Genomic DNA, 22,204 nt, shown 5'->3' on the forward strand with positions numbered 1-22,204 from the left:
AAAGCGGGGCCAGTAGCGCGCGGCGCGATCCCGGACGATACTGGCGAAATCGACCGTTTCACGAGGTGAATCATGCGTATTGGGATGTGGGCCGGCGCGTGCGCCGTCCTTCTGGCGGGGTGCACTGCCGGGATGCCGCCGCTCGCCGGCAACTGGCGCACGCCGTCGTTCGCCGACCTGCAGACGTCGTGCGGCGGCACGGCGCGGGACTGGGGCACGGACGCGCAGCCGGTCTACTCGACGCTGTATGACGCGTACGTGGCGAAACGGTATCGCGGGCTGACCGAGGCGAACTATTGTGCGTTCGTAAACGAACTTTCGACGCACTATGCGGCGCCGGACGCGGCGGCGCGTGCCGGCTGGATCGCGTATTTCAACGGTGCGCGGGCGCAGGCCATCAGCTGGCGGGCGGCGGTCGATCCGACGCTGCGCGGCGGCTGAAGCAGGCTGCGGCGGGGCGGTGGGAGAGAAGCGGGAGTGACCGCGCGGCCCGGCATCCGGGCGGCGCGGTCAGGTCGGGAATGGTGTGGTTTTACGAATAGCGGTACTTGATGGATCGCAGCGCGGCGTCGCCGGTTTCGGTCACGCAGTATTTGCGTCCCGAACCGAGGCCTTCCAGACGGACGAGCTGCTGTTCGAGCAGTGCGTCGATTTCGTCCCGATCCATGTGGGTTTGATCGGGAGCGTCCTTCACAAGCAATAGCGTGGCGAATTCATGCGGACTCAGCATCGTTCTCTCCATGGCGACCAGTCAGCCCGCGCAGCCGGCGCACGGGCCGACGCGCGATACCCATCGGGGTATGGCTTGGGGGGAAAGCTGTATTCGCCGGCCATGCCATTCGTCCGCGCCCTGGCACAGGCGGAACGGTCGAAATAGGCCGGGGAACTGGAGTCTAGTCGAGCGCGCAGGCAACGACAAATCGTGCCCCGTTAATTTTCCCTTTGACAGCCGGACCGCGCGCAAGCGGTTTGCTCGCGACGCCAACTTCTTGATTTCACTTGAAGTTTTAGGTGCAGTGCAGCATCGGAACCCTCACTCGGCGACGTACACCTGGGTGCCGGCGGCCGCCACGGTGTCGGCCATCTCGGGCGGCAGCGGCTTGTCGGTGAAGAGCGCGTGCACCTGGCTCAGGTGGCCCTGGCGCACCAGCGCGGGACGGCCGACCTTCGAATGGTCGGTCACGAGATAGACGGTGCGCGCATGCTGCATGATCGCCTCGGCCACGCGCACCTCGCGTGTGTCGAAGTCGCGCAGCGTGCCGTCGGCCTCGATCGCCGACGTGCCGATGATCGCGTAGTCGACCTTGAACTGGCGGATGAAGTCGATCGCGAGTTCGCCGACGATCCCCTTGTCCCATGGCCGCACGATGCCGCCCGTGATCAGCACCTCGCAGTCGGGGTAGCCGCTCATCATCGACGCGACGTTCAGGTTGTTCGTGATCACGTGCAGCCCGTGGTGGCGGTTCAGCGCGCGTGCGACTTCCTCGGTGGTCGTGCCGAGGTTGATGAACAGCGACGCCTGGTCGGGAATGTGCGACGCCGCGAGCGCCGCGATGCGCCGCTTCTCGTCGTGGAACATCCGCTGGCGCGCGGTGTACGACACGTTCTCCGAGCTGGTCGGCAGGCTCGCGCCGCCGTGGTAGCGGCGCAGCAGGTTCAGGTCGGCCAGCCAGTTCACGTCGCGGCGGATCGTCTGCGGCGTCACCGCGAAGTGCGCGGCGAGATCGTCGACGGTCACGAAGCCGTCGCGCTGCACCCATTCGAGCAATTCCTGCTGGCGCGCGTTGAGGGTGAGGCGGGGATCTCGGGTCATGGCTCGATGGTCGTGTCGTGAGACGGAGCGGGTATTGTAAGGGCGGCAACGGCGTTCAGCCGGCCCGGCCGGCAGGGTTACCTGATATTCATGCGGAAATCATATGGATTCATGTGACAAATGAATTTGTGCGATTGTGCCGATCGCGCTGCAATGGCGGATTGCCCGCGCACGCGGGGGTGCGCGTCCGGCGCGATCATTCAGCTTTCGACGAGGTGGAACCGATGACTGGCTTCAACTGGCACAACCCGTATCCGACGACCCGCATTCCGGTGTTCGCGCGCAACGTCGTGTCGACGTCGCACCCGCTCGCCGCGCAGGCCGGGCTGCGGATGCTGTGGAAGGGCGGCAACGCGGTCGATGCGGCGCTGGCCGCCGCGGCCGCGATCACGGTCGTCGAGCCCGTGTCGTGCGGGCTCGGCGGCGACGCGTTCGCGCTCGTGTGGGACGGCGAGCGGCTGTCCGGGCTGAACGCGTCGGGCGTCGCGCCAGCCGCATGGAACGTCGACTATTTCCGCACGCGCCACGGCGACGCGGGCAACGGCATCGCGAACAAGCCGACGCGCGGCTGGGATACCGTCACCGTGCCGGGCGTGATCGCGGGCTGGGAAGCGCTGCATGCGAAGTTTGGTTCGCTGCCGTTCGCGGACCTGCTCGAACCGGCGATCGAGATCGCGGAGCGCGGCTATGCGGTGCCGCCGATCGTCGCGCACAAGTGGGCGGCCGCGGTGCCGGAACTCAAGGGGCTGCCGGGCTTCGCGGACACCTTCATGCCGCACGGCCGCGCACCGCAGGTGGGCGAGCGCGTGTGCCCGCCGGGCCATGCTCAGACGTTGCGCACGCTGCAGAAGGAGGGTGCGCGCGCGTTCTACGAGGGCGCGCTCGCCGAGCGCATCGCCGCGTTCTCCCGCGAAGGCGGTGGCGCGCTGACCGCAGCCGACCTGCAGGCGTACCGGCCGGAATGGGTCGAGCCGATCGGCAAGCGCTTCGGCCGTCACACGATCCACGAGATTCCGCCGAACGGGCAGGGCATCGCCGCGCTGATCGCGCTCGGGATTGCCGAGCACGCGGGCGTGACCGAATGGCCAGTCGATTCGGTCGACTCGCAGCATCTGCAGATCGAGGCGATGAAGCTCGCGTTCGCGGACGTCTATCGCTACGTCGCCGATCCGCGCGCGATGGAAGTCACGCCCGAGGAGATGCTCGACGACGCGTATCTCGCCGAGCGCGCGAAACTGATCGATCCCGCGCGCGCGACGCACTTCGCCGCCGGCCGGCCGCATTCGGGCGGCACGATCTACCTGTCGGCGGCCGACGAGCGCGGGATGATGGTGAGCTTCATTCAGTCGAACTACATGGGCTTCGGCTCGGGGCTCGTCGTGCCCGGTACCGGCATCGCGCTGCAGAACCGCGGGCACGGCTTCTCGATGGACCCGGCATCGCCGAACGTCGTCGCGGGCGGCAAGCGGCCGTTCCACACGATCATCCCGGCGTTCGTCACCGAGGAGGTCGACGGCCGGACCGAGGCCGTGATGAGCTTCGGCGTGATGGGCGGCGACATGCAGCCGCAAGGGCACCTGCAGAGCGTCGTGCGGATGCTCGGCTACGGGCAGCAACCGCAGGCGGCCTGTGATGCGCCGCGCTGGAAGGTCAACCGCGACTTCACGCTCGACGTCGAGGCGACGATGCATCGCGCGACCGTCGATGCGCTGGCCGCACGCGGCCATACGATCAAGTCGATCGACGATCCTTACATGGATTTCGGCTCGGGGCAGTTCATCTGGCGTCTCGATCGCGACGATCGCGAGCGCGGCTACGTGGCCGCGAGCGACAGCCGGCGCGACGGTCTGGCGGCCGGTTTCTGACGGATTCCCGGCGGCTTTCGCCGGCATGTCGTGTGCTTCGCGGGCGGCCGATCGGCCGCCCGTTTCGTTTGCGGCAAGCCGTATCACCGCGCGGGCGCAAGCGGTTTGAAGGACTCGTCTAACGAACGGCAACAGACGCCGTGGAACTGCGCTTGTCGGGTATGGTCAGTGCTTTGAAGCATGAACATCAAAGTCCGGCTAAGATGCCAGCATGGTTCGGCCGGACCAATCCACTATAAACGCAAGTAAAACGCCGCCTGCGGGATGGCCGGCGCCTGTGCCGAAGGCATGGGCCGGCCCCGCGCGACGACTGGGAGCGCACTACCATGGACACCAAAACGACGCATGTGATGCCGTGGCGAATCGAGGACATCGACCTGAACCGGATCGATCGTCAACGTGCCGCCGCGAACGAGGATCTGTTGCTGCTGCTGTGCGCGTCGTCGTTCATCGAAAGCGGCTCGGATCTCTACACGAGCAATCTGAGCCAGTTCTTCAACGACGATCCGGAAGTCTCCGCATGGCTCAACAATGCATGGGAGCACGAAGAATTGCAGCACGGGCGCGCGCTGAAGGCGTACATCGCGCACGTGTGGCCGGAGTTCGACTGGGATACCGCGTTCGCGAACTTCTTCGCCGAGTATTCGCAGACCTGCAAGGTCGAGGCGTTCGAGAAGACCCGCGCGCTCGAGATGGTCGCGCGCTGCGTCGTCGAGACGGGCACGGCCACGCTCTATCGCGCGATCAACGAGTGCTCGGACGAGCCCGTGCTGAAGGAAATCACCGACAACATCCGCACCGACGAAGTACGCCACTACAAGCACTTCTTCAAGTTCTTCAAGAAGTACAACCAGGTCGAAGGCAATGGCCGCCTTGCGGTGCTCGGCGCGCTGGCGCGCCGCGTGATGGAAATCAAGAACGAGGATTCGGAGATCGCGCTGCGCCACGTGTTCGCGGTGCGCTATCCGGATCGCGTCGGCGACAGCCAGTACAACCGCGAACGCGCCGCGCGCATCAGCACGCTCGTGCGGCGCAACCTGTCGGCCGACATGTGCGTGAAGATGCTGCTCAAGCCGCTCGACCTGCCCGCGAAGATCCAGCCGGGCGTTCACTATCCGCTCACGAAGATCACGCGGCACGTGTTCCTGCGCTGAGCGCCGCGGCGCGGCCCGACGCGCGTATGCTGCGGCTTCTTGATCCGCTTTCCACCGGGGCCACGCCATCATGACCGATACCCATCGCCACGCGCTCGAACAATGGACGTTCGACGCGTGGCCGCCGGCCGTCGTCTCGTTGTTCGACGGTACCGCGCTCGAGCGTCATGCCGACTTCGCCGCGTCGCTGATCGTCGCGACCGACGATGGCCAGTTGCGCACGACGCTGCTCGGTGTCGGCGAAATCTATGCACACGATGCGCGCACGCTGCTGCTGGCGCTCTGGCCGCAATCGCGTGCGGCGCGCGCGATCGCGCAACGGCGGTCGGCCGCGTTGACGCTGGTCGCGGACGGCGCGTTCTTTCAGGCGCAATTGAGGATGGCGCCGCTCGAAGGAGACTTCGGCGGACTGGCCGGATTCGCTGCGACGATCGCGCATGGCGATGCGCAGCGGGTCGGCTATGCGCGTCTCGCGACAGGTGTCACGTTCACGCTGGAAGGGGCGCGCGCCGAGGTGCTCGCGCGCTGGCAACGCCAGGTCGAGCACCTGCGGCGCGCAGCCGCACGGCTTCAATGACCGCGCTGGCCGCTGCGCGACGAGCGGTTGCGGTTCGCGTGCGCGGCATTGCCGTTCGCCGGGCGCGCGCTGTTGCCGCCACCGGCCGGACGTCCACCGTTGCCGCCGGCGCCACCTTGCCCTTGCGTGCGCGGCTTCGCGGCCTTCTGCTGGGTCGCCTTCGGTTGCGCACTGCCGTCGCGTTTCGCGGCCGGCTGGCCTGAGCCGCCTGCGCGCGGCTGGCGATTGCCGCCGCCACCGCCACCGCCGCGCGGCTGTTGCTGCCCGCGGCGCTGCTGGATCGGCTCCGGCTTCGCGTTCGGATCGGGTTCGAAGCCCGCGATCACTTCCTGCGGAATCTCGCGCTTGATCAGCCGCTCGATGTCGCGCAGCAGCTGCTTCTCGTCGACGCACACGAGCGACACGGCTTCGCCGGTCGCGCCTGCGCGGCCGGTGCGGCCGATCCGGTGCACGTAGTCTTCCGGCACGTTCGGCAGGTCGAAGTTGACGACGTGCGGCAGCTGGTCGATGTCGATCCCGCGCGCGGCGATATCGGTCGCGACGAGCACCTGCAGCGTGCTGTTCTTGAACTCCGCGAGCGCGCGCGTGCGCGCCGACTGGCTCTTGTTGCCGTGGATCGCCATCGCGCTGATGCCGTCCTTCGTGAGCTGCTCGGCGAGCCGGTTCGCGCCGTGCTTCGTGCGCGTGAACACGAGCACCTGGAACCAGTTGTGTTCGCGGATCAGGTGCGTGAGCAGCTCGCGCTTGCGATCGCGGTCGACCGGGTGGATCTTCTGCGCGACGCTTTCGGCGGTCGTGTTGCGGCGTGCGACCTCGATCAGCGCGGGCGAGTCGAGCAGGCTGTCGGCGAGCGCCTTGATCTCGTCGGAGAAGGTGGCCGAGAACAGCAGGTTCTGGCGCTGCGGCGGCAGCTTCGCGAGCACGCGCTTGATGTCGTGGATGAAGCCCATGTCGAGCATCCGGTCGGCTTCGTCGAGCACGAGGATGTCGAGGTCCGACAGGTCGATCGTCTTTTGTTGCATGTGATCGAGCAGGCGGCCCGGCGTCGCGACGACGATGTCGACGCCGCGCTTGAGCGCATCGATCTGCGGGTTGATGCTGACGCCGCCGAACATCACGGTCGAGCGCAGCTTCAGGTACTTGCTGTACGCACGGACGCTTTCCTCGACCTGGGCGGCGAGTTCGCGCGTCGGCGTGAGGATCAGCGCGCGCACTGCGCGCTTCGCGCCGCGATGTTCCGCGTAGAACGTATGCAGGCGTTGCAGGATCGGCAGCGTGAAGCCGGCGGTCTTGCCGGTGCCGGTCTGCGCGCCGGCGAGCAGGTCGCCGCCGCCGAGGACGGCCGGGATCGCCTGTTGCTGGATCGGGGTCGGCGATGTGTAGCCGAGCTCGTTGACCGCCTTGACCAGCGGTTCGGCCAAGCCGAGAGATTCGAAAGACATAGATACCACTCTTCAGTTTTATGATCGGCGACGTCGCGCGCGGCCCGCGCGGGAGGTGACATCGCAAAATGCAAAATGCAAAAGGGCGCGGCCGCGGTTTCCCGCAGCCGCGCCCCGTTTGTGTCAGCCGCTTCTTAGTCGAGCGGCGCGGAACGCAAGTCGCTCACCTGTTGCGGCGAGATCGGCGTACCGTTGTTGCCCCACGATACCCGGATATACGTGACGACCGCCGCAACTTCCTGGTTCGACAGCGACTGGGCGAACGGCGGCATCCCGTACGGACGCGGATTCTTGAACGTGCTCGGCGGATAGCCACCGTTCAGCACCATGCGGATCGGGTTGACGGCCGATTCCATCATGATCGAGTGGTTGCCCGCGAGCGGCGGATACGCCGGCGGCTTGCCCGCGCCGTTTTCGGCGTGGCAGGTCGCGCAGTTGTCCGCGTAGATCTTCTTGCCCTGCTCGAACAGCGCGTTGCCGAACTGCTTCGACGGCTCGTACTGCATGTTCTTCGGCGCTTCAGCCTTCTGCGGGATCGACTTCAGGTACGTCGACATTGCGCGCGTATCTTCGTCGGTCATGTACTGCAGGCTGTTGTGGACCACATCCGCCATCGGGCCGAACACCGCGCCCTTCTGCGACACGCCGGCCTGCAGCAGGTCGGACAGCTCCTGCACGTGCCAGTCGCCGAGGCCGAGTTCCTTGTCGTTCGTCAGCGACGGCGCATACCAGTTCTGCAGCGGGATCAGGCCGCCGGCGAATGCCGAGCCCGTCACCGGGCCGCCCATCATGTTGATCGACGTGTGGCACATCGAGCAGTGGCCGAGGCCTTCGACGAGGTACGCGCCACGGTTCCATTCGACCGACTTGGTCGGATCCGGCTTGTATTCGCCTTCCTTGAAGAACAGCGTGCGCCAGCCGATCAGCAGGTTGCGGTTGTTGAACGGGAACTTCAGTTCATGCGGACGGCTCGGCACCGACACCGGCGCGACCGAGCGCAGGTACGCGTAGATCGCGTCCGAATCCGCACGCGTGACCTTCGTGTAGCTCGCGAACGGGAAGCCCGGGTAGAGCAGGCTGCCGTCCTTCGAGCGACCGGTGTGCATCGCGCGGTAGAAGTCGTCCGACGTCCACTTGCCGATGCCATCCTTGTCGTCCGGCGTGATGTTCGGCGTGTACATCGTGCCGAACGGCGTCGCCATCGGCAGGCCGCCCGCGAACGACTTGCCGCCGCGCACGGTGTGGCACGCGATACAGTCGCCGACGCGCGCGAGGTATTCGCCCTTCTTGATCAGCGCGGCCTGGTCGGCCGGCGTGGCTGCGACGGCGGAGGCGCCGTGCAGCGTGTCGTTGCCCGGCCACAGGACCGGCACGAGGGCGGCAGCCGCGACGATCGCGACGGCCGAGAGTGCAAACAGGGACTTGCGTTTCATTGTGTCTGTCTCCCTTGCCTTATTGCGGTTCGCTGCCGCAGGCGAGCGGAGTCTTCATCGAACGCGCCGGAGCCGGCACGGGGTTGGCGGGCGCCGGTTGCGCGGCAAGCCATGCGGTCACGGCCGTCACGTCTTCGTCGGAAAGCTTCGAAGCGACTTCATGCATGCAGTCAGGCGCCTTCGCGTGACGGTTGCCCGAACGCCATGCGCCGATCTGCGCGCTCAGGTAGTCGGCGTGCAGGCCGACCAGGCCCGGGATCGCCGGCTGCATGCCGGTCAGCGTCGCGCCGTGGCAGGCCACGCAGGCCGGCAGCTTGCGGGACGGGTCGCCTTGCGTGACGAGCTGCTTGCCGCGCGCGAGCGTCGCGGCCGGCAGCGTCGGCTTCGCCGGCGTCGGGTACGGCGGGCGTTCGGCCGAGAAGTGCTCGGCCATTTCACGCAGGTAGTCGTCGTTCAGGTACGTCAGCAGGTAGTTCATCGGCGGGTACTTGCGCCGGCCGTCACGGAAGTTGACGAGCTGGTTGTACAGGTACTCGGCCGGCTTGCCGGCAAGACGCGGGAAGTAGTCGTTGTCCGTGCCCTGGCCGTGGACGCCATGGCAGGCCGTACAGCCGCGCACACGCTCGGCCATGGTATCGGGTGCCTTGAGCGGCGCCTGCTGGGCGTGCGCTTGCTCCGTGGGCTTGGTCTGCGCTTGGGCAGCGCTCATAAGGCCCGCGCCGCCGAACATCAGAACGGCGAGCAGCGGACGGAAGAGGCGTCTTGAAGACACACGAGACTCCATGTTTATTCGACGGGGACCTGTTGTCCGGGCTACGATCGGCTCGGCGCATGACGGCAAGGCAGCCGGGCTGCTGCGACGCGGCATTCTATCATCGATGGGTAATGACGGCTATTTGGCAAAAGGTCATCGGTTCCTGTCCGTTTGCGACTTGCGACAATTTGACGCGCATTGCGACGTGTCGGTGTGAACCGGCGTGCGTTTTCCCCATCGAAGACCGTACACTCGCGGGTCGCGCGGCGCCGCCTCCGCCGCAGGTCCAGTCATTTCTCCCGTTTCCGGATTCATCGATGACGTTTTCTACCGTGCCGTTGCCTTCCTCGCGCTGTCCATCCCGTTGTTGCCATCTCGTCGGCCTGCCGCTGTCGGGAGGGTGTGCGCGATGAAGTTCGACAGCTTGTGGATCGGTCAGGTCGCGCTCGCGGCGCTGATGGACGCGGCGTTCGCGATGGCGGTCGGCTCGGCGCTGCTCAAGGCATGGCTCGGCAAGGACGGCGCACGTCCGGTCGTCGCGCCGTCGCATCCCGCGTGGCTGCGCGCGCAACATTCGCTGGCCGCGGCGGCGCTGGCGCTGGTGCTCGCGGATCTCGGCTGGCTCGTCTATGAGGCGGCGACGATGAGCGGGGCGGGGCTCGGCGGCGCGTTCGCCGCGATTCCCGTGATGCTGATGCAGACGCATACGGGCTTCGCGTGGAGCGTCGCGTTCGCCGGCGCCGTGGTGCTCGCGATCGTCGCGCTGGCGAAGCCGGAGGGCCCGGTTGCACACGCGGTGCTGTGGCTCGCGGTGATCGTGGTCGCGGCCGGCAAGGCGTCGCTCGGCCATGCGGCCGATACGGGTGCGCTGTCCGCGGCGGTCGGCGTGCAGACGCTGCACCTGCTCGCGACGGCCGTGTGGGGTGGCCTCGTGCTCGCGGGCGGGCTCGCGGTGCTGCCGGCGCTCGGGTCGTCGGTCGCGCGCGGCGCGCTGATCCGCATCGGCCAGCGCCTGTCGCGCACGTCGATCATCGCGGTCGTCTTCGTGCTCGGCACCGGCGCGCTCAATGCGCTCCGCGGGCTCGGCGGTTCGCTCGCGCCGCTCGACGGCAGCACGTGGGGGCGCGTGTTGCTGCTGAAGCTGCTGCTCGTCGCGCTCGCGCTCGTGCTCGGCGGCCTGAACCGCTTCGCGGCGCTGCCGCGCCTGCGCCGCACCGCGTCGACCGAGGATGCGCATACGTTCCGCAACATCCTGCATCTCGAGGCGCTGACGATGATCGGCGTGTTCGTCGCGGCCGCCGTGCTGTCGTTCAGCGTGCCGGGGTTCGCGGCGATCGGCTGACGGCAGGGCGCGCGCGGCGCGATACAAGGCCGCCGTCGCGCATCCGGCACGTGCCGGGCACCGCACCGCGCATGCAAAAACGGCTGCCCGTCGGCAGCCGTTCTCGAATCGATACCGGCCGCGCGCGCCGAAGCCGCGCCCCGCGCATCGCGCTCACCACTCGGCGACGCTGCCGTCCTCGTGACGCCACACCGGGTTGCGCCAGCGGTGCCCCGTCTTCGCCATCTCGCGCACCTTCTCCTCGTTCACGTCGATGCCGAGCCCCGGGCCCTGCGGGATCGCGACGAAGCCGTCCTCGTAGCGGAACACCTCGGGGTTGCGCAGGTAGTCGAGCAGGTCGTTGCCCTGGTTGTAGTGGATGCCGAGGCTCTGCTCCTGGATGAACGCGTTGTAGCTGACCGCGTCGAGCTGCAGGCACGCGGCGAGCGCAATGGGCCCAAGCGGGCAGTGCAGCGCGAGCGCGACGTCGTAGCTCTCCGCGAGCGTCGCGATCTTGCGGCACTCGGTGATGCCGCCCGCGTGCGATGCATCGGGCTGGATGATGTCGACGTAGCCGCCTGCGAGGATGTGCTTGAAATCCCAGCGCGAGTAGAGCCGCTCGCCGAGCGCGATCGGCGTGTTGGTCTGGTTGACGATGTCGCGCAGCGCCTCGGCGTTCTCCGACAGCACCGGCTCCTCGATGAACATCAGCTTGTACGGATCGAGCTCCTTCGCGAGCACCTTCGCCATCGGCTTGTGCACGCGGCCGTGGAAGTCGACGCCGATCCCGACGTGCGGGCCGACCGCGTCGCGCACCGCCGCGACGTTCGCGATCACCTGCTCGACCTTGTCGTAGGTGTCGACGATCTGCAGCTCCTCGGAGCCGTTCATCTTCACGGCCTTGAAGCCGCGCTCGACCACCGCGCGCGCATTGTTCGCGACGTCGCTCGGCCGGTCGCCGCCGATCCACGAATACACCTTGATGCGATCGCGCACCTGGCCGCCGAGCAGCGCGTGCACGGGCACGCCGTGATGCTTGCCCTTGATGTCCCACAGCGCCTGGTCGACGCCCGCGATCGCGCTCATCGTGATCGGGCCGCCGCGGTAGAAGCCCGCGCGGTACATCACCTGCCAGTGATCCTCGATCAGCAGCGGATCGCGGCCGACCAGATAGTCGGCGAGTTCGTGCACGGCGGCCTCGACCGTGTGCGCGCGACCCTCGACGACCGGTTCGCCCCAGCCGACGATTCCTTCGTCGGTTTCGATCTTGAGGAACAGCCAGCGCGGCGGGACGACGAAGGTTTCGAGGCGGGTGATTTTCACGGTGCGAGTCTCCAGGGTTGACCGGCGCGGGCAGTCGGGCGCGGCGCACGGTCGCGTGCTTTCACGGTTATCCTAGCGCAGCCCGTTAAAAAATAGTATTAATAGCACTATTGTGCAGATAGTGGGCAGCCGGCGCGCCCGGGCACCGGCATAACGGAGAACGATCATTCGACGCGACCTGCATGGACAAACGGCCTTCCGGCTCGCCACGGCGATCCTGCGCGGCGACTACCCGCCCGAGTCGCTGCTGCCGAGGGAGCCCGACCTGATGGCGATGTACGGCGTGAGCCGCACGGTGATGCGCGAGGCGCTGCGTACGCTCACGTCGAAGGGGCTGGTCGAGTCGCGGCCGAAGATCGGCACGCGCGTGCGGCCGCGCGGCGTCTGGAACCTGCTCGATGCCGACCTGCTCGACTGGTATGCGCGTGTCGCGCCGCCGATCGCGTTCGCGCTGAAGCTGCAGGAAATGCGCGAGATGGTCGAGCCGTACGCGGCCGCGCTCGCCGCGCGCATGCATACGCCGGAGACGTTCGACGCGATCGACGGCGCGGCGCGCGCGATGGCCGCCGCGCGCAACGTCGACGAATGGGTACGCGCCGACCTGCGCTTTCACCTGAGCGTGCTCGAGGCCGGCGGCAACGAATTGCTCGTGCCGCTCGGCGCGCTGATCGATCGCACGCTCGAGGCGCAACTGCATCTGAATGCGCGCCGCGCGGACGTGTACAACGCGTCGCTCGCCGAGCACATGGCCGTCAGCGACACGATCCGCGTGCGCGACGAGGACGGTGCGCGCCGCGCGATGGCGGCGCTGCTCGCGGTGACGCGCGCACGGATCGAGATGTCGTGACGGGAGGGGCGGCGCCGTCAAGCGTTCGCGCAGCCGCCCGGCTTGTGGATGCGTTCGGTGGACGCCGGGTATTTCGCGAGCAGGCTCGCCGGCCGTCGCGGGCGCACGACCAGGTCGCCGCCGCAGTTCGGGCAGCGGCCCTTCAGCACGTCGTCGGCGCAGGTCGCGCAGAACGTGCATTCGAACGTACAGATGCGTGCATCGGCCGAATCGGGCGGCAGGTCCTTGTCGCAGCATTCGCAGCCGGGGCGCAGTTCGAGCATGACGGTTTTCCTTGGTTTGGACGGGGGTCGGGACGGGCGCCGCTCGGACATTGCGTGCGGTGCATGTGCGCGCTACTGTACCCGCTTGGATCGGCCCGGCCAACGGTGTTCCGCCGGGGCGCCGTCGATGCGCACGGGCCGCACCGGGAGACGACCATGCTTTATCGCGGAAGCTGTCACTGCGGCGACGTGAAGTTCGAGGCGGAAGGCGACCTGCAGGGCGTGATGGCATGCAACTGTTCGATCTGCCGGCGCAAGGGCGCGCTGATGTGGTTCGTGCCGCGCGACCACATGACGCTTCTCACGCCCGACGACGCTCTCGCCACCTACATGTTCAACAAGCACGTGATCCAGCACCGCTTCTGCAAGCGCTGCGGGATTCACCCGTTCGGCGAGGGCGTCCACCCGAACGGCACCGCGATGGCCGCGATCAACGTGCGCTGTCTCGAGGATGTCGATATCGACGCGCTGCCGGTCACGCACTAGGACGGCCGCTCGCATTGAGCGGCGCGTCGGCGCACGGACGGACGCGCGGCCGTCAGGACGGTTGCGGCGCGGTCGCGGCGCCCGGCGCGGGCGTTTCCGCCTGCGGGGCGGGGCCCGCGGTGCGCGTGCCGGCCGGGCGCTCGATCAGCGGCGCGAGCGCCGGCGCCATCGACTTCAGCAACTGCACGGCCATCGCGCTCGTGAAGTCGTAGCGCGCCGCATACGGCTCGTGCGCCGTGGCGGTCAGGACCCCGAAGAACCGGTCGCCGAGCACGAACACGAAGGTGCCGCTGCGGTTCACCTTGCGCGACTCGATCAGTCGCGCGCCGCGCGCATAGACGTTGAAGCGCTGGTCGCCCGTGCCCGTCTTGCCGTACACGTCGAGCGTCTTGCCGTCGGGCAGCGTGAAGCCGCCCGCGAGGCGGCGCGCGGTGCCGTTGAGCACGACGTCGCGCAGCAGCGTGTGCGCCACGTTGACGATCTCCGGCGACAGCATCGGCTGCGGCCGGGCGACCGCGCGCTCGAAGTGCGTTTCGTACGGCGTGCCCTTCGCGAAGTCGAGCCGCGTGATCGTCTCGGTCGGCGCCTTCTGGCCGCCGTTTGCGATCAGGCCGATCAGTTTCGCGAGCGCGTCGGGCTGGTCGCCCGATGCGCCGATCGCGGCCGCGTACGACGGCGTGACTTCCGCGAACGGGTAGCCGAGCGCGCGCCACGACTTCGTGATTTCCGCGTACGCGCGCAGCTCGACCATGCGGCGGATGCGACGGTCCTGGGTCGCGTGGTAGCGCGTCTTGTACAGCCACGAGTACGTGTAGAAACGCGTATCCCGGCTGTCGCGCTGGACGTCGGCGAGCGACGCCGACGGATGCGCGCGCAGGTAGTTGAGCGTCCACAGCGCGAGCGGATGCACGCTCGCGATATAGCCGCGATCGTTGAGGTTGAAGCGGTCGATCGCGTACTTCGCGTAGAGCTTCGCAAGATCGTCGTCGGACAGCGTCGCCGCCGGCGTGCCCTTCAGTTGCACCCGCATCTGCGCGTCGAACCACGCGAGCGATTCGTTCGGGGCGACGCTGCGCAGCACCGTCGCGATCTTCGGCGGCGATTTGCGCACGTCCTTCAGCATCAGCGCGAGCGCGTCGTCGGGCGCCTTGCCCGCATAGCGCGTGTAGTAGCGCTTCACGTAGACCTGGCTTTCGCCGTCGACGAACTGCTGCAGGTAATGCCGACGCTGCTCCGGATCGCCGAGCCACGATGACGACGGGCCGGCCGCCTGCAGCGTCTCGTAGTGGACGATATCGCGCATCAGCCGCACGAACACGAGGTTGACCGAATGCTCGAACGCCGTGTGCAGCGTCAGGATGCGGCCGTTGTCCGACTTCTCGAAGTTCGAGAACACCTGCGCGCCGCCGCCCGTGTAGAACACGTCGGGGCTCGCCGAATACTTGCGTTCGACGGCCGCGTCGAGCATCGCCTGCAGCGAGCGGTCGCGCGTATGCGACAGGTAGTCGAGCGCCCAGTGCGACAGCCCGTCGATCGGGTCGGGCTTCACGCGCGCCAGCTCTGCGTTCGACAGGTTCGCGTAGCGCGCATGCAGGTCGGACACGATCTGCAGGTACGTGATCAGCGTGCGCAGCTTCGCGGTCGAGCCGAGGTTGATGCGGCCGCCGCGATTCACGTCGAACGGCTCGTTCACGCTGTCGGTCTGCACGCGCAGCAGGTTCGCGCCGTTGCGGTGTTCGTACAGCGTGAAGCTGTAGGTGAGGTGCGACGGGTCGTCCTTCGGCGCGAGCATCTCGAAACCGTACAGGCCGGCCTTCTGCGCCCCGTCGCGCGTCGACGCCTGGGCGAGCCGTTCGGCGACCGCCTGCTGCACGCCGTTGTCGAGCGTGCTGGTCGCCTGCAGGTCGAACTGGTCGAGCTGGTACAGGTCGCTGATGCCGAGCGCCGACAGCAGCGACGCGCGCGCGGACGTCACGGCCTTGCGCGACACGAACGACTGCACGTGGGCGGCGGCCGGCGGCGCGCTGCGTTCGATCTGCGCGGCAAGCGCGGCGTCGCGCAGCGCGGGCGAGATCACGCCGCCGTTCGACAGCAGCCGCAGATAGCTGTCGGTCAGCTTCTGCAGGGCCGGGTAGCCGCGGTTGAGGAAGTACGACGGCGCGCGCTGCGCGATGATCAGCGACAGCACCTCGCGGAACGTCTTGCCTTGCTCGTCGACGTTGTCGCCGGTCGTCGGCGCGGACAGGATCCGGTTCACGTCGTTGAAGTCCCGGCCGTACCACGCGGCGAGACCGTCGCCGATCCCGGTGATTTCGCCGATATGCGGCCGTGCGGCGAGCGGCACCGAGTTCAGGTAGCGCACGACGATGGTGCGGCGCGCGAGCATCGTCTGGGGGCCGTTCAGGTACGCGCGCACCGACGCGGACGCGATCTGCCGCAGCTTCTCGGGCGGCGTCGCGGTACGCCCCTCGGGCGAATGGCGGAACTTCTCGATCTGCGTTGCGAGCGTGCTGCCGCCCGGGCGCGCCTGGTGGCGGTTGACGACGTGCAGCGCCTGGTCGGCGACCGCGCGGCCGAAGCGCCCCCAGTCGATCGCCGGGTTGCGGTTCGGTTCGTTCGCATCGAGCAGGTAGCGATCCTCGATGAACAGCAGCGAATCGACCACCACGCGCGGCACCAAGTCGAAGTCGGCGTAGACGCGTTGCGGGAACACGGTCGCGAACAGCGGCGCACCGGTCGAGTCGAACAGCATCAGGCCCGCCTGGTCCTTTTCTTCAAACGGGAGGAACAACCCGCGTTCGCCGAGCGACAGCATCCGCTGCGAATCGCGCGCCTGCTTGCTGACGACGAAGCCGCGCGCGAGCAGCCGCTCCTGGAACGCCGGAATCATCGCGTAGCCGAGGCGCTGGTCGTAAGGGCCGTTCGCGGGGAAGCGGATGTGATCGCTCGGGCCCGTCTCGACCGTGTAGCCGACATCGCGGGTGAGCTCGGACAGGTAGTGCGCCTGCAGCCGGGACGTTTCGATCTCGCTCTGCACGAGTCGAGCAACGATCGCCACGGCGATCAGCAGCGCGGCCAGCAAAGACCACTTGACCCACGTCCAGACCGATGCGGGACCGGTCACGCGCGGCAGGATACGATTCAGCGGCCGATTCATGGCGGCGTCTCCCTGAAGGCGCGGGCTCCGGCCGCACCCCATTAAGGATTAGTGTAGTCCTCCGCAGCGGGCTGCCAAGGGCGTTCACTACCGAGATGCGTCGGCGCAACGCGCGTGCCCGCGACGCGCTGTCACCCGCGTTGCATTGCGGTGGTACATGCCGTTGCCGCGTAACGTATGCGCGTTTCGTGCCGGGGGCGTCGTACGGCGGGGTGCGTCGTGGGCAGGCCGGACGGCTGGGTCGGCGGGGACAATGCACAGGTTTCGTGCGGCGCGGCGGAGCGACAATTGGGATCGGAACCCGACCGTAAAATTGTGTCCGGCGCACGGCGATGCTGAGGGTTTCCGTGATGGTCGCGTGTGTCGGTCACGGGTACGATCATTGGATCTGCGGCGCATTTCCGCGTTTGCCGGGAGTCCCATGCCGATCCACCCCGTCGCGCTCGGTTGCACGGCCATTCTCGGGCTGCTGCTGTTCGGGCTCGGGCTCGTCGTGTCCGTCACGCGGTTCCGGTGCACGACCGGTTCCGGGTGCGCGCCCGATCCCGCGAACGGGTTGCACAAGATCGTGCGTGCGCACGGCAACACGGCCGAATACGCGCCGTTTCTCGCGGTGCTGTTTCTCTATTTCGGCACACACGATCCATCGCGCGCGATCCTGGCGCTGATCGTCGCGGCGACCGCGTGCCGCTGCCTGCTCGTGATCGGCCTGCTTGCGTGGCCGACGATGGCCGACCCGAATCCCGTGCGTTTCGTCGGTGCGCTCGGCACGTATCTGTGCGGCGGCGCGCTGTGTCTCGCGCTGTTCGTCTGAATGGCGGCGCCGGCGGCATTCGGCACGGGTCCTGATCCGGGAGGCGGCTGCGGCGGGCGGTGATATGCTCGCGGGACGCCCGCGATCGACGGGCAGATTCCGACTGCCTGCGCGCTGCCGCGTCGCACGGCATTTCCGAGGGAAGAACCGACAACATGAGCCGCAAATTCATTCTGAAGGGTGACACGACCGACCACGGCGGCGTCGTGCTCGAAGGGATCGCCAATTCGTCGTTCGACGGGCGCGAACTCTCCTATCTCGGCGCAGCGGTGTTCTGCGCCGCCTGCAAGTCGCCGGGCGTGATCGTGTCCGACGGCGGTGAGCGGACGATGACCGTGATGGGCAAGGTCGTCGCGCTCGAACACGACCTGTGCCAGTGCCTGTGCACGCCGCAGCCGAAGCTGATCGCGTCGCAGGCCACCGGGACGATCACCGGGTGAAACCGGCCGCGCGGAGGCGGCGGTTGCCATCCGCGCGGCATCGACACCCGGCCGCGGGCCGTCAGACGCTGCCTTCGGTTTCGATCACGAGGATGCGTGCTTCGCCGAGCGGATGCGCGACGTGCTCGGTGCCGGCCGATGCGTGGAACACGTCACCCGTTTCGAGCACCGTCGCGTGCTCGGCGCCTGCTTCGCGGTAGCGCATCTCGACGCGACCGTCGAGCACCGCGAACACTTCCTCGCCATCGTTGACGTGCCACCGATACGGCTGGTCGGTCCAGTGCAGGCGGACCGTGATGCCGTTCAGGTTCGCGATGTCGAGCGCGCCCCATGCGCGGTCCGCGGTGAACGTCGCGCTGCGGATGATGTTCATCGATGTGTTCTCCCGCGCGAATGCGCGTCGTCCTCGTCTTCCAGTCTTCGAGCGTTCAAGTCAATTTTCCGGCGTCGGCATTCAGCGCGACATCGCGCGCAGCGCCTGTTCGATCGTCGCCTTGCGCGTCGCGAAACCCGCCGCCGACCGCTCGGTGACGCGCTTCACGACCGCTGCCGGTGCGGTGTCGGGCGAACCGGCATCGAACGGCGGTGCCGGCGCGTACTCGAGTTGCAACTGGATCGCCTGCGCTGCTTCTTCGCCGGCCAGCTCCGCGGCGATCGTCAATGCGAAGTCGATGCCGGCCGTGACGCCGCCGCCCGTGATCAGGTTGCCGTCGCGCACCACGCGCTCGTGCACCGGCACTGCGCCGAGCGGTTCGAGCAGCGAGTGGAACGCCCAGTGCGTCGTCGCGCGCCGCCCGCGCAGCAGGCCGGCCACGCCCAGCAGCAGCGCACCCGTGCACACCGACGTCACGTAGCGCGCGGCGGCCGCGCGCTGCTGCACGAACGCGATCGTTTCGGCATCGAGCAGCAGCGCGTTGATCCCGATCCCGCCCGGAATGCAGATCACGTCGAGCGGCGGACAGTCGTCGAACGTGCAGGTCGGCGCGAGCGCGAGCCCGCTGCTCGACGCGACGGCGTCGCGCGACTTCCAGACCAGATGAACGGTGGCGTCGGGCAGCGACGCGAGCACGTCGTGCGGGCCGGTGAGATCGAGTTGCTGGACGCCCGGAAACACGAGAAAGCCGATATGCAGGGACATGCGAAGACTCCGATTGGATGGGGCGGGCCGTAGCTTGTACGGGATGGACAGGTCGATTCTAGGCGCGTAGTGTTTGGCGAAATTGCCATATCACCCACTTTTTCAGCCAATCATCATGCCTGCCGCCCCGCGTTCGATCCTAGTCCTCGCGTTCCCTCGTGCCCAACTGCTCGACGTGTCGGGGCCGCTGCAGGTGTTCGCGTCCGTCAACGAGCTGGCGCAGGAGCGCGGCCAGCCGGCGCCGTATGCGCCGCGCGTGATCGCGGCCGAGGCGGGGCCCGTCGAGACGTCGTCGGGTCTGGTCGTGATGGCGGAATCGCTGCGCGCGGCTGCGCGCCATCCCGACACGCTGATCGTCGCCGGCGGCAAGGGCGTGCATGCGGCATCGAAGGATGCGCGGCTGGTGCGCTGGGTGCGGCAGCAGGCGGCGCGCACACGGCGCGTGGCATCGGTTTGCACCGGCGCTTTCCTGCTCGCCGAGGCCGGCCTGCTCGACGGGCGGCGTGCGGTCACGCACTGGGCGCGCTGCGACGAATTCGCGGTACGCTATCCGAATGTGCGCGTCGAATCCGATCCGATCTTCATCCGCGAAGGTGCGTTGTGGACGTCGGCCGGCGTGACGGCCGGCATCGATCTCGCGCTCGCGCTGGTCGAGGAGGATCTCGGGCGCGCGACCGCCCTCGACGTCGCGCGCGAACTCGTCGTGTTCCTGAAGCGTCCGGGCGGGCAGGCCCAGTTCAGCACGATGCTGTCGATGCAGCGCACCGACGACCGGTTCGGCGAACTGCACGCATGGATGGCCGAGCACCTGACGGCCGACCTGTCGGTGCCGGCGCTGGCCGAGCGCGTGCGCATGAGCGAGCGCAGCTTCGTGCGCCACTACCGCGCCGGAACCGGCCGCACGCCCGCGCGCGCGGTCGAGCAGATCCGCGTCGAGGCCGCGCAACGCCTGCTCGGCGAAACGGCCTGGCCCGTCAAGCGGATCGCCGCGCGTTGCGGCTTCGGCTCGGAGGAGACGCTGCGCCGCTGTTTCGTGCGCGTGCTGGGCGTGTCGCCGCAGGGGTATCGCGAGCGATTCGTGCGGTGATGCGCGGCGTGTGACCGGCGGGGCCGAAACGATCGCCGCGTGGGACTGGACGGAAATCGATCGCTTTCCAATGCGAAACGCCGAAACTATTCAGGATCGGAGAACAATGGGTGGGGACTTGTGCCGCGCCCGGCGTGCGCTCTATTCTGTTCCGTTGGCGATTCGAAGGGGGAGCAGCATGGACCGAATCCAGGCAATGGAAGTTTTTACCCGCGTGGTCGACGCGAACAGCTTCACGCGCGCGGCCGACACGCTCGCGATGCCGCGTGCGTCGGTGACGACCATCATCCAGAATCTCGAGGCGCTGCTCGGCGTGCGCCTGATGCATCGTACGACGCGCAGGCTGTCGCTGACGCCGGAAGGTGCGGCGTACTACGAGCATTGCATGAAGATCATCTCGGAGATCGCGGAGGCCGACGCGAGTTTCCAGACCGGCAACCGCAAGCCGAGCGGCGTGTTGCGCGTTCACATGCCGAGTTCGCTCGGGCGACGCATCGTGCTGCCGTCGCTGTCGATTTTCCGGCAGCGCTACCCGGACATCACGCTCGAACTGGGGCTCTCCGACCGCTACGTGGATCCGGTCGAGGAGGGGATCGACTGCATGATCCGGGTCGGGCCGCTGGAGGATTCGTCGATGGTCGCGCGGCGCATCGGGATGCTGAAGCGCGTGACCTGCGCATCGCCCGACTACCTCGCGCGTCACGGCGAGCCGCACGAGATTGCCGATCTCGCCGAACATCACGCGGTGAATTTTCGATCGAGCCACGGCGCGCGGGCGATTCCGTGGGTGTTCATGATCGACGGCAAGCCGTTCGAGGTGCGGATGAACGGGAGCGTCACGGTCAACGATTCGGATGCCTATGTGACGTGCGGGCTCGAAGGGTTCGGGATGATCCAGCCGACGCTGTTCATGGTGCTGCCGCACCTGCTCGACGGCTCGCTGGTCGAGGTGCTGCCGGACTGCAATCCGAAGCCGAAGCCGATTTCGATCGTCTATCCGCACAACCGGCATCTGTCGCAGAAGGTGCGCGTGTTCGCCGACTGGATCGCGGAGGTGTTCGAGTCGACGCCGTCGCTGGAGGGCGGGGAGAACTGGCGCGGGCGGGTGGGGGCGCAGGCGGCGCGAGAGCCGCGCAGTTCGGTGGCGGCGTAGCCGCGCGCGGCGAGACCGGCCGAGCGAGTCGCATCCGATCAGATCGGTAGCATGCCGATGCGCGGATTCAGGCACGCATAGACGAGGCTGAAGGCGAGCAGCGCGAACAGCAGCGACGTGACGATACGGGCGACTGTGCGCGTGCGTTCGATCCGGATGAAGAGCGTGCCGCCGACGAGCATCAGCGCCGCGCCGACGTAGAAATCGTTGGCGAAATCGCCGAGGTCGCGTTCGACGCGGCTGTCCGCGAAGCTCATGTAGTCGTAGCTCAGCAGGCGATGCAACTGGTCGGGCGTCGACAGGTTGACGAACGTGCCGGCGACGGGCACGAGCCCGATCAGCGTGAACAGCGTGGCGATGACGATCATGATGCGTTGCTTCATCGGTCAGCCCACGTTGTAAAACGCCTGGATTTGCGCGTTGACGAGCACGATCAGCATGACGACGGCCCAGCCGAGCACGAGTGCGAAGCGCCTGCGGCTGCGGTGGGCGTCAAGTGCAAACAGCGCGGCCATGGCGTTGAGTGAGGCCAGCACCAGCACGTAGAAGCGGCTGGCGAACAGGTCAGCCTCGGGGGTCGCGCGGTCGACGTGATTGACCCAGTGATAGGTGATCGGCTTCAAGGCGAGGCCTTCGCCGATCACGGCGGGGTCGAGCAGGCGGGAGAGGGGCGGCGCACCGGCGGCGGCATAGCAAAGCACGACGGCCGCGAGTGCGAGAGCGGCGGTGCGCCATGGCTTGTCGGGGGTGGTCGGGATCATCGGGTGACGTCGGCCGTGTGATGGACGGCGTCATTGTGCCTGTGAAGCAGGGCGGTGTTGATGCACGACTGAGGGGCGGCGAAAGCTGGCTCGTGAAAGCGGAACCGGCGCATCGGAAGATGCAAATGAAAAAGCCGCTGTTTCTTTCGAAACAGCGGCTCTCGCATTTGGTGGCGAATCAGGGATTCGAACCCCGGACCTGCGGATTATGATTCCGTCGCTCTAACCGACTGAGCTAATTCGCCGAAGACTTGAATTATGTCGATCACCCGGCCGGCTGTCAATACCTTTTTCCATCTTTCCCGAAAAAAGTTGCCGGCGGCCCATGCCGGCTTTCATTGCGGGCGGGAGCCGGTCCTCGGAAGGAGGCCTTCCG

The 22,204-nt window shown here is 67.6% G+C and carries 24 protein-coding genes and 1 tRNA gene; 12 read left to right on the forward strand and 13 right to left on the reverse strand.

Going from position 1 to position 22,204, the window contains the following annotated elements; translation table 11 throughout:
• Positions 1-72 precede the first annotated feature (72 nt).
• Positions 73-441, forward strand: coding sequence for a hypothetical protein (locus CFB34_RS26725; protein ID WP_089440960.1), 369 nt, complete (start codon positions 73-75; stop codon positions 439-441).
• A 91-nt stretch (positions 442-532) separates the two neighbouring features.
• On the opposite strand, the gene CFB34_RS26730 is transcribed toward CFB34_RS26725, so the two are convergent.
• Complete coding sequence (locus CFB34_RS26730) at positions 533-730, reverse strand: hypothetical protein (protein WP_011353109.1); 198 nt, start codon at positions 728-730, stop codon at positions 533-535.
• A 303-nt stretch (positions 731-1,033) separates the two neighbouring features.
• Positions 1,034-1,813 (reverse strand): DeoR/GlpR family DNA-binding transcription regulator, encoded by a 780-nt coding sequence (locus CFB34_RS26735; protein ID WP_006493999.1) that lies wholly within the window; start codon positions 1,811-1,813, stop codon positions 1,034-1,036.
• A 224-nt stretch (positions 1,814-2,037) separates the two neighbouring features.
• Between CFB34_RS26735 and CFB34_RS26740 the strand changes: the two genes are divergently transcribed.
• The 3 genes from CFB34_RS26740 (at position 2,038) to CFB34_RS26750 (ending at position 5,409) form a co-directional block, all read left to right on the forward strand.
• A complete protein-coding gene (locus CFB34_RS26740) occupies positions 2,038-3,678 on the forward strand; it encodes a gamma-glutamyltransferase family protein (protein ID WP_089440959.1) in 1,641 nt (546 codons plus the stop codon).
• A gap of 326 nt (positions 3,679-4,004) precedes the next feature.
• A complete protein-coding gene (locus CFB34_RS26745; protein ID WP_039360322.1) occupies positions 4,005-4,832 on the forward strand; it encodes a ferritin-like domain-containing protein in 828 nt (275 codons plus the stop codon).
• 70 nt (positions 4,833-4,902) lie between these two features.
• Complete coding sequence (locus CFB34_RS26750) at positions 4,903-5,409, forward strand: hypothetical protein (RefSeq protein ID WP_089440958.1); 507 nt, start codon at positions 4,903-4,905, stop codon at positions 5,407-5,409.
• Here CFB34_RS26750 and CFB34_RS26755 read toward each other — a convergent pair.
• The 3 genes from CFB34_RS26755 to CFB34_RS26765 form a co-directional block, all read right to left on the reverse strand.
• Positions 5,403-6,851, reverse strand: a complete 1,449-nt coding sequence (locus CFB34_RS26755) for a DEAD/DEAH box helicase (RefSeq protein WP_089440957.1) — start codon at positions 6,849-6,851, stop codon at positions 5,403-5,405. The genes CFB34_RS26750 and CFB34_RS26755 overlap by 7 nt on opposite strands.
• A gap of 134 nt (positions 6,852-6,985) precedes the next feature.
• On the reverse strand, positions 6,986-8,284 hold the full coding sequence (locus CFB34_RS26760) for a cytochrome c (protein WP_089440956.1): 1,299 nt from the start codon (positions 8,282-8,284) through the stop codon (positions 6,986-6,988).
• Between the two features lie 19 nt (positions 8,285-8,303).
• Complete coding sequence (locus CFB34_RS26765; RefSeq protein WP_027789194.1) at positions 8,304-9,068, reverse strand: c-type cytochrome; 765 nt, start codon at positions 9,066-9,068, stop codon at positions 8,304-8,306.
• Here CFB34_RS26765 and CFB34_RS26770 point away from each other — a divergent pair.
• Both CFB34_RS26770 and CFB34_RS26775 read left to right on the forward strand, forming a co-directional pair.
• Positions 9,067-9,255 carry a hypothetical protein gene (locus CFB34_RS26770; RefSeq protein WP_146126476.1) on the forward strand — a complete coding sequence of 63 codons (189 nt, stop codon included), beginning with the start codon at positions 9,067-9,069 and terminating at the stop codon, positions 9,253-9,255. The two genes, CFB34_RS26765 and CFB34_RS26770, sit on opposite strands and share 2 nt — an antisense overlap.
• 192 nt (positions 9,256-9,447) lie before the next feature.
• Positions 9,448-10,380, forward strand: coding sequence for a CopD family protein (locus CFB34_RS26775; RefSeq protein ID WP_089440955.1), 933 nt, complete (start codon positions 9,448-9,450; stop codon positions 10,378-10,380).
• 153 nt (positions 10,381-10,533) lie between these two features.
• Here the strand turns inward: CFB34_RS26775 and dgoD are convergent, their stop codons facing one another.
• Entirely contained in the window at positions 10,534-11,682 is a 1,149-nt protein-coding gene (gene dgoD / locus CFB34_RS26780) for a galactonate dehydratase (protein WP_039359979.1), read from the reverse strand.
• A gap of 163 nt (positions 11,683-11,845) precedes the next feature.
• Here dgoD and CFB34_RS26785 point away from each other — a divergent pair, with 163 nt between their 5' ends.
• Positions 11,846-12,529, forward strand: coding sequence for an FCD domain-containing protein (locus tag CFB34_RS26785; RefSeq protein WP_089440954.1), 684 nt, complete (start codon positions 11,846-11,848; stop codon positions 12,527-12,529).
• Positions 12,530-12,546: 17 nt separating this feature from the next.
• On the opposite strand, the gene CFB34_RS26790 is transcribed toward CFB34_RS26785, so the two are convergent.
• On the reverse strand, positions 12,547-12,792 hold the full coding sequence (locus CFB34_RS26790; RefSeq protein ID WP_069248784.1) for a DUF1272 domain-containing protein: 246 nt from the start codon (positions 12,790-12,792) through the stop codon (positions 12,547-12,549).
• 156 nt (positions 12,793-12,948) lie between these two features.
• On the opposite strand from CFB34_RS26790, the gene CFB34_RS26795 reads away from it, so the two are divergent.
• Positions 12,949-13,278: a GFA family protein gene (locus tag CFB34_RS26795; RefSeq protein ID WP_089440953.1), complete on the forward strand. Its 330-nt coding sequence runs from the start codon at positions 12,949-12,951 to the stop codon at positions 13,276-13,278.
• A 52-nt stretch (positions 13,279-13,330) separates the two neighbouring features.
• Here CFB34_RS26795 and CFB34_RS26800 read toward each other — a convergent pair whose 3' ends face one another.
• Positions 13,331-16,435, reverse strand: a complete 3,105-nt coding sequence (locus CFB34_RS26800) for a transglycosylase domain-containing protein (RefSeq protein ID WP_089440952.1) — start codon at positions 16,433-16,435, stop codon at positions 13,331-13,333.
• Between the two features lie 421 nt (positions 16,436-16,856).
• Here CFB34_RS26800 and CFB34_RS26805 point away from each other — a divergent pair, with 421 nt between their 5' ends.
• A complete protein-coding gene (locus CFB34_RS26805; protein WP_089440951.1) occupies positions 16,857-17,249 on the forward strand; it encodes an MAPEG family protein in 393 nt (130 codons plus the stop codon).
• 155 nt (positions 17,250-17,404) lie between these two features.
• Positions 17,405-17,689 carry a PAAR domain-containing protein gene (locus CFB34_RS26810; RefSeq protein ID WP_089440950.1) on the forward strand — a complete coding sequence of 95 codons (285 nt, stop codon included), beginning with the start codon at positions 17,405-17,407 and terminating at the stop codon, positions 17,687-17,689.
• A gap of 61 nt (positions 17,690-17,750) precedes the next feature.
• Here the strand turns inward: CFB34_RS26810 and CFB34_RS26815 are convergent, their stop codons facing one another.
• Both CFB34_RS26815 and CFB34_RS26820 read right to left on the reverse strand, forming a co-directional pair.
• On the reverse strand, positions 17,751-18,062 hold the full coding sequence (locus CFB34_RS26815) for a cupin domain-containing protein (RefSeq protein ID WP_089440949.1): 312 nt from the start codon (positions 18,060-18,062) through the stop codon (positions 17,751-17,753).
• 81 nt (positions 18,063-18,143) lie between these two features.
• On the reverse strand, positions 18,144-18,827 hold the full coding sequence (locus CFB34_RS26820; protein ID WP_089440948.1) for a DJ-1/PfpI family protein: 684 nt from the start codon (positions 18,825-18,827) through the stop codon (positions 18,144-18,146).
• Between the two features lie 115 nt (positions 18,828-18,942).
• Here CFB34_RS26820 and CFB34_RS26825 point away from each other — a divergent pair, with 115 nt between their 5' ends.
• Positions 18,943-19,914 (forward strand): GlxA family transcriptional regulator, encoded by a 972-nt coding sequence (locus tag CFB34_RS26825; RefSeq protein WP_089440947.1) that lies wholly within the window; start codon positions 18,943-18,945, stop codon positions 19,912-19,914.
• Between the two features lie 178 nt (positions 19,915-20,092).
• Complete coding sequence (locus CFB34_RS26830) at positions 20,093-21,067, forward strand: LysR family transcriptional regulator (RefSeq protein ID WP_089440946.1); 975 nt, start codon at positions 20,093-20,095, stop codon at positions 21,065-21,067.
• Positions 21,068-21,105: 38 nt separating this feature from the next.
• Here CFB34_RS26830 and CFB34_RS26835 read toward each other — a convergent pair whose 3' ends face one another.
• The 3 genes from CFB34_RS26835 to CFB34_RS26845 all read right to left on the reverse strand — a co-directional run bounded on the left by CFB34_RS26835 (position 21,106) and on the right by CFB34_RS26845 (position 22,073).
• Entirely contained in the window at positions 21,106-21,450 is a 345-nt protein-coding gene (locus CFB34_RS26835; RefSeq protein ID WP_089440945.1) for a hypothetical protein, read from the reverse strand.
• 3 nt (positions 21,451-21,453) lie between these two features.
• A complete protein-coding gene (locus CFB34_RS26840) occupies positions 21,454-21,828 on the reverse strand; it encodes a hypothetical protein (RefSeq protein WP_089440944.1) in 375 nt (124 codons plus the stop codon).
• A 168-nt stretch (positions 21,829-21,996) separates the two neighbouring features.
• Positions 21,997-22,073: transfer RNA gene (locus CFB34_RS26845), tRNA-Met, on the reverse strand.
• Positions 22,074-22,204 lie beyond the last annotated feature (131 nt).

It is taken from the genome of Burkholderia sp. HI4860, from assembly GCF_002223045.2.
GTDB lineage: Bacteria > Pseudomonadota > Gammaproteobacteria > Burkholderiales > Burkholderiaceae > Burkholderia.

Coding starts and splice junctions, on each gene's coding strand:
- CFB34_RS26725 (WP_089440960.1), top strand. CDS start 73: ATGCGTATTGGGATGTGGGCCGGCGCGTGCGCCGTCCTTCTGGCGGGG.
- CFB34_RS26730 (WP_011353109.1), bottom strand. CDS start 730: ATGCTGAGTCCGCATGAATTCGCCACGCTATTGCTTGTGAAGGACGCT.
- CFB34_RS26735 (WP_006493999.1), bottom strand. CDS start 1,813: ATGACCCGAGATCCCCGCCTCACCCTCAACGCGCGCCAGCAGGAATTG.
- CFB34_RS26740 (WP_089440959.1), top strand. CDS start 2,038: ATGACTGGCTTCAACTGGCACAACCCGTATCCGACGACCCGCATTCCG.
- CFB34_RS26745 (WP_039360322.1), top strand. CDS start 4,005: ATGGACACCAAAACGACGCATGTGATGCCGTGGCGAATCGAGGACATC.
- CFB34_RS26750 (WP_089440958.1), top strand. CDS start 4,903: ATGACCGATACCCATCGCCACGCGCTCGAACAATGGACGTTCGACGCG.
- CFB34_RS26755 (WP_089440957.1), bottom strand. CDS start 6,851: ATGTCTTTCGAATCTCTCGGCTTGGCCGAACCGCTGGTCAAGGCGGTC.
- CFB34_RS26760 (WP_089440956.1), bottom strand. CDS start 8,284: ATGAAACGCAAGTCCCTGTTTGCACTCTCGGCCGTCGCGATCGTCGCG.
- CFB34_RS26770 (WP_146126476.1), top strand. CDS start 9,067: ATGTTTATTCGACGGGGACCTGTTGTCCGGGCTACGATCGGCTCGGCG.
- CFB34_RS26765 (WP_027789194.1), bottom strand. CDS start 9,068: ATGGAGTCTCGTGTGTCTTCAAGACGCCTCTTCCGTCCGCTGCTCGCC.
- CFB34_RS26775 (WP_089440955.1), top strand. CDS start 9,448: ATGAAGTTCGACAGCTTGTGGATCGGTCAGGTCGCGCTCGCGGCGCTG.
- CFB34_RS26790 (WP_069248784.1), bottom strand. CDS start 12,792: ATGCTCGAACTGCGCCCCGGCTGCGAATGCTGCGACAAGGACCTGCCG.
- CFB34_RS26795 (WP_089440953.1), top strand. CDS start 12,949: ATGCTTTATCGCGGAAGCTGTCACTGCGGCGACGTGAAGTTCGAGGCG.
- CFB34_RS26800 (WP_089440952.1), bottom strand. CDS start 16,435: ATGAATCGGCCGCTGAATCGTATCCTGCCGCGCGTGACCGGTCCCGCA.
- CFB34_RS26805 (WP_089440951.1), top strand. CDS start 16,857: ATGCCGATCCACCCCGTCGCGCTCGGTTGCACGGCCATTCTCGGGCTG.
- CFB34_RS26810 (WP_089440950.1), top strand. CDS start 17,405: ATGAGCCGCAAATTCATTCTGAAGGGTGACACGACCGACCACGGCGGC.
- CFB34_RS26815 (WP_089440949.1), bottom strand. CDS start 18,062: ATGAACATCATCCGCAGCGCGACGTTCACCGCGGACCGCGCATGGGGC.
- CFB34_RS26820 (WP_089440948.1), bottom strand. CDS start 18,827: ATGTCCCTGCATATCGGCTTTCTCGTGTTTCCGGGCGTCCAGCAACTC.
- CFB34_RS26825 (WP_089440947.1), top strand. CDS start 18,943: ATGCCTGCCGCCCCGCGTTCGATCCTAGTCCTCGCGTTCCCTCGTGCC.
- CFB34_RS26830 (WP_089440946.1), top strand. CDS start 20,093: ATGGACCGAATCCAGGCAATGGAAGTTTTTACCCGCGTGGTCGACGCG.
- CFB34_RS26835 (WP_089440945.1), bottom strand. CDS start 21,450: ATGAAGCAACGCATCATGATCGTCATCGCCACGCTGTTCACGCTGATC.
- CFB34_RS26840 (WP_089440944.1), bottom strand. CDS start 21,828: ATGATCCCGACCACCCCCGACAAGCCATGGCGCACCGCCGCTCTCGCA.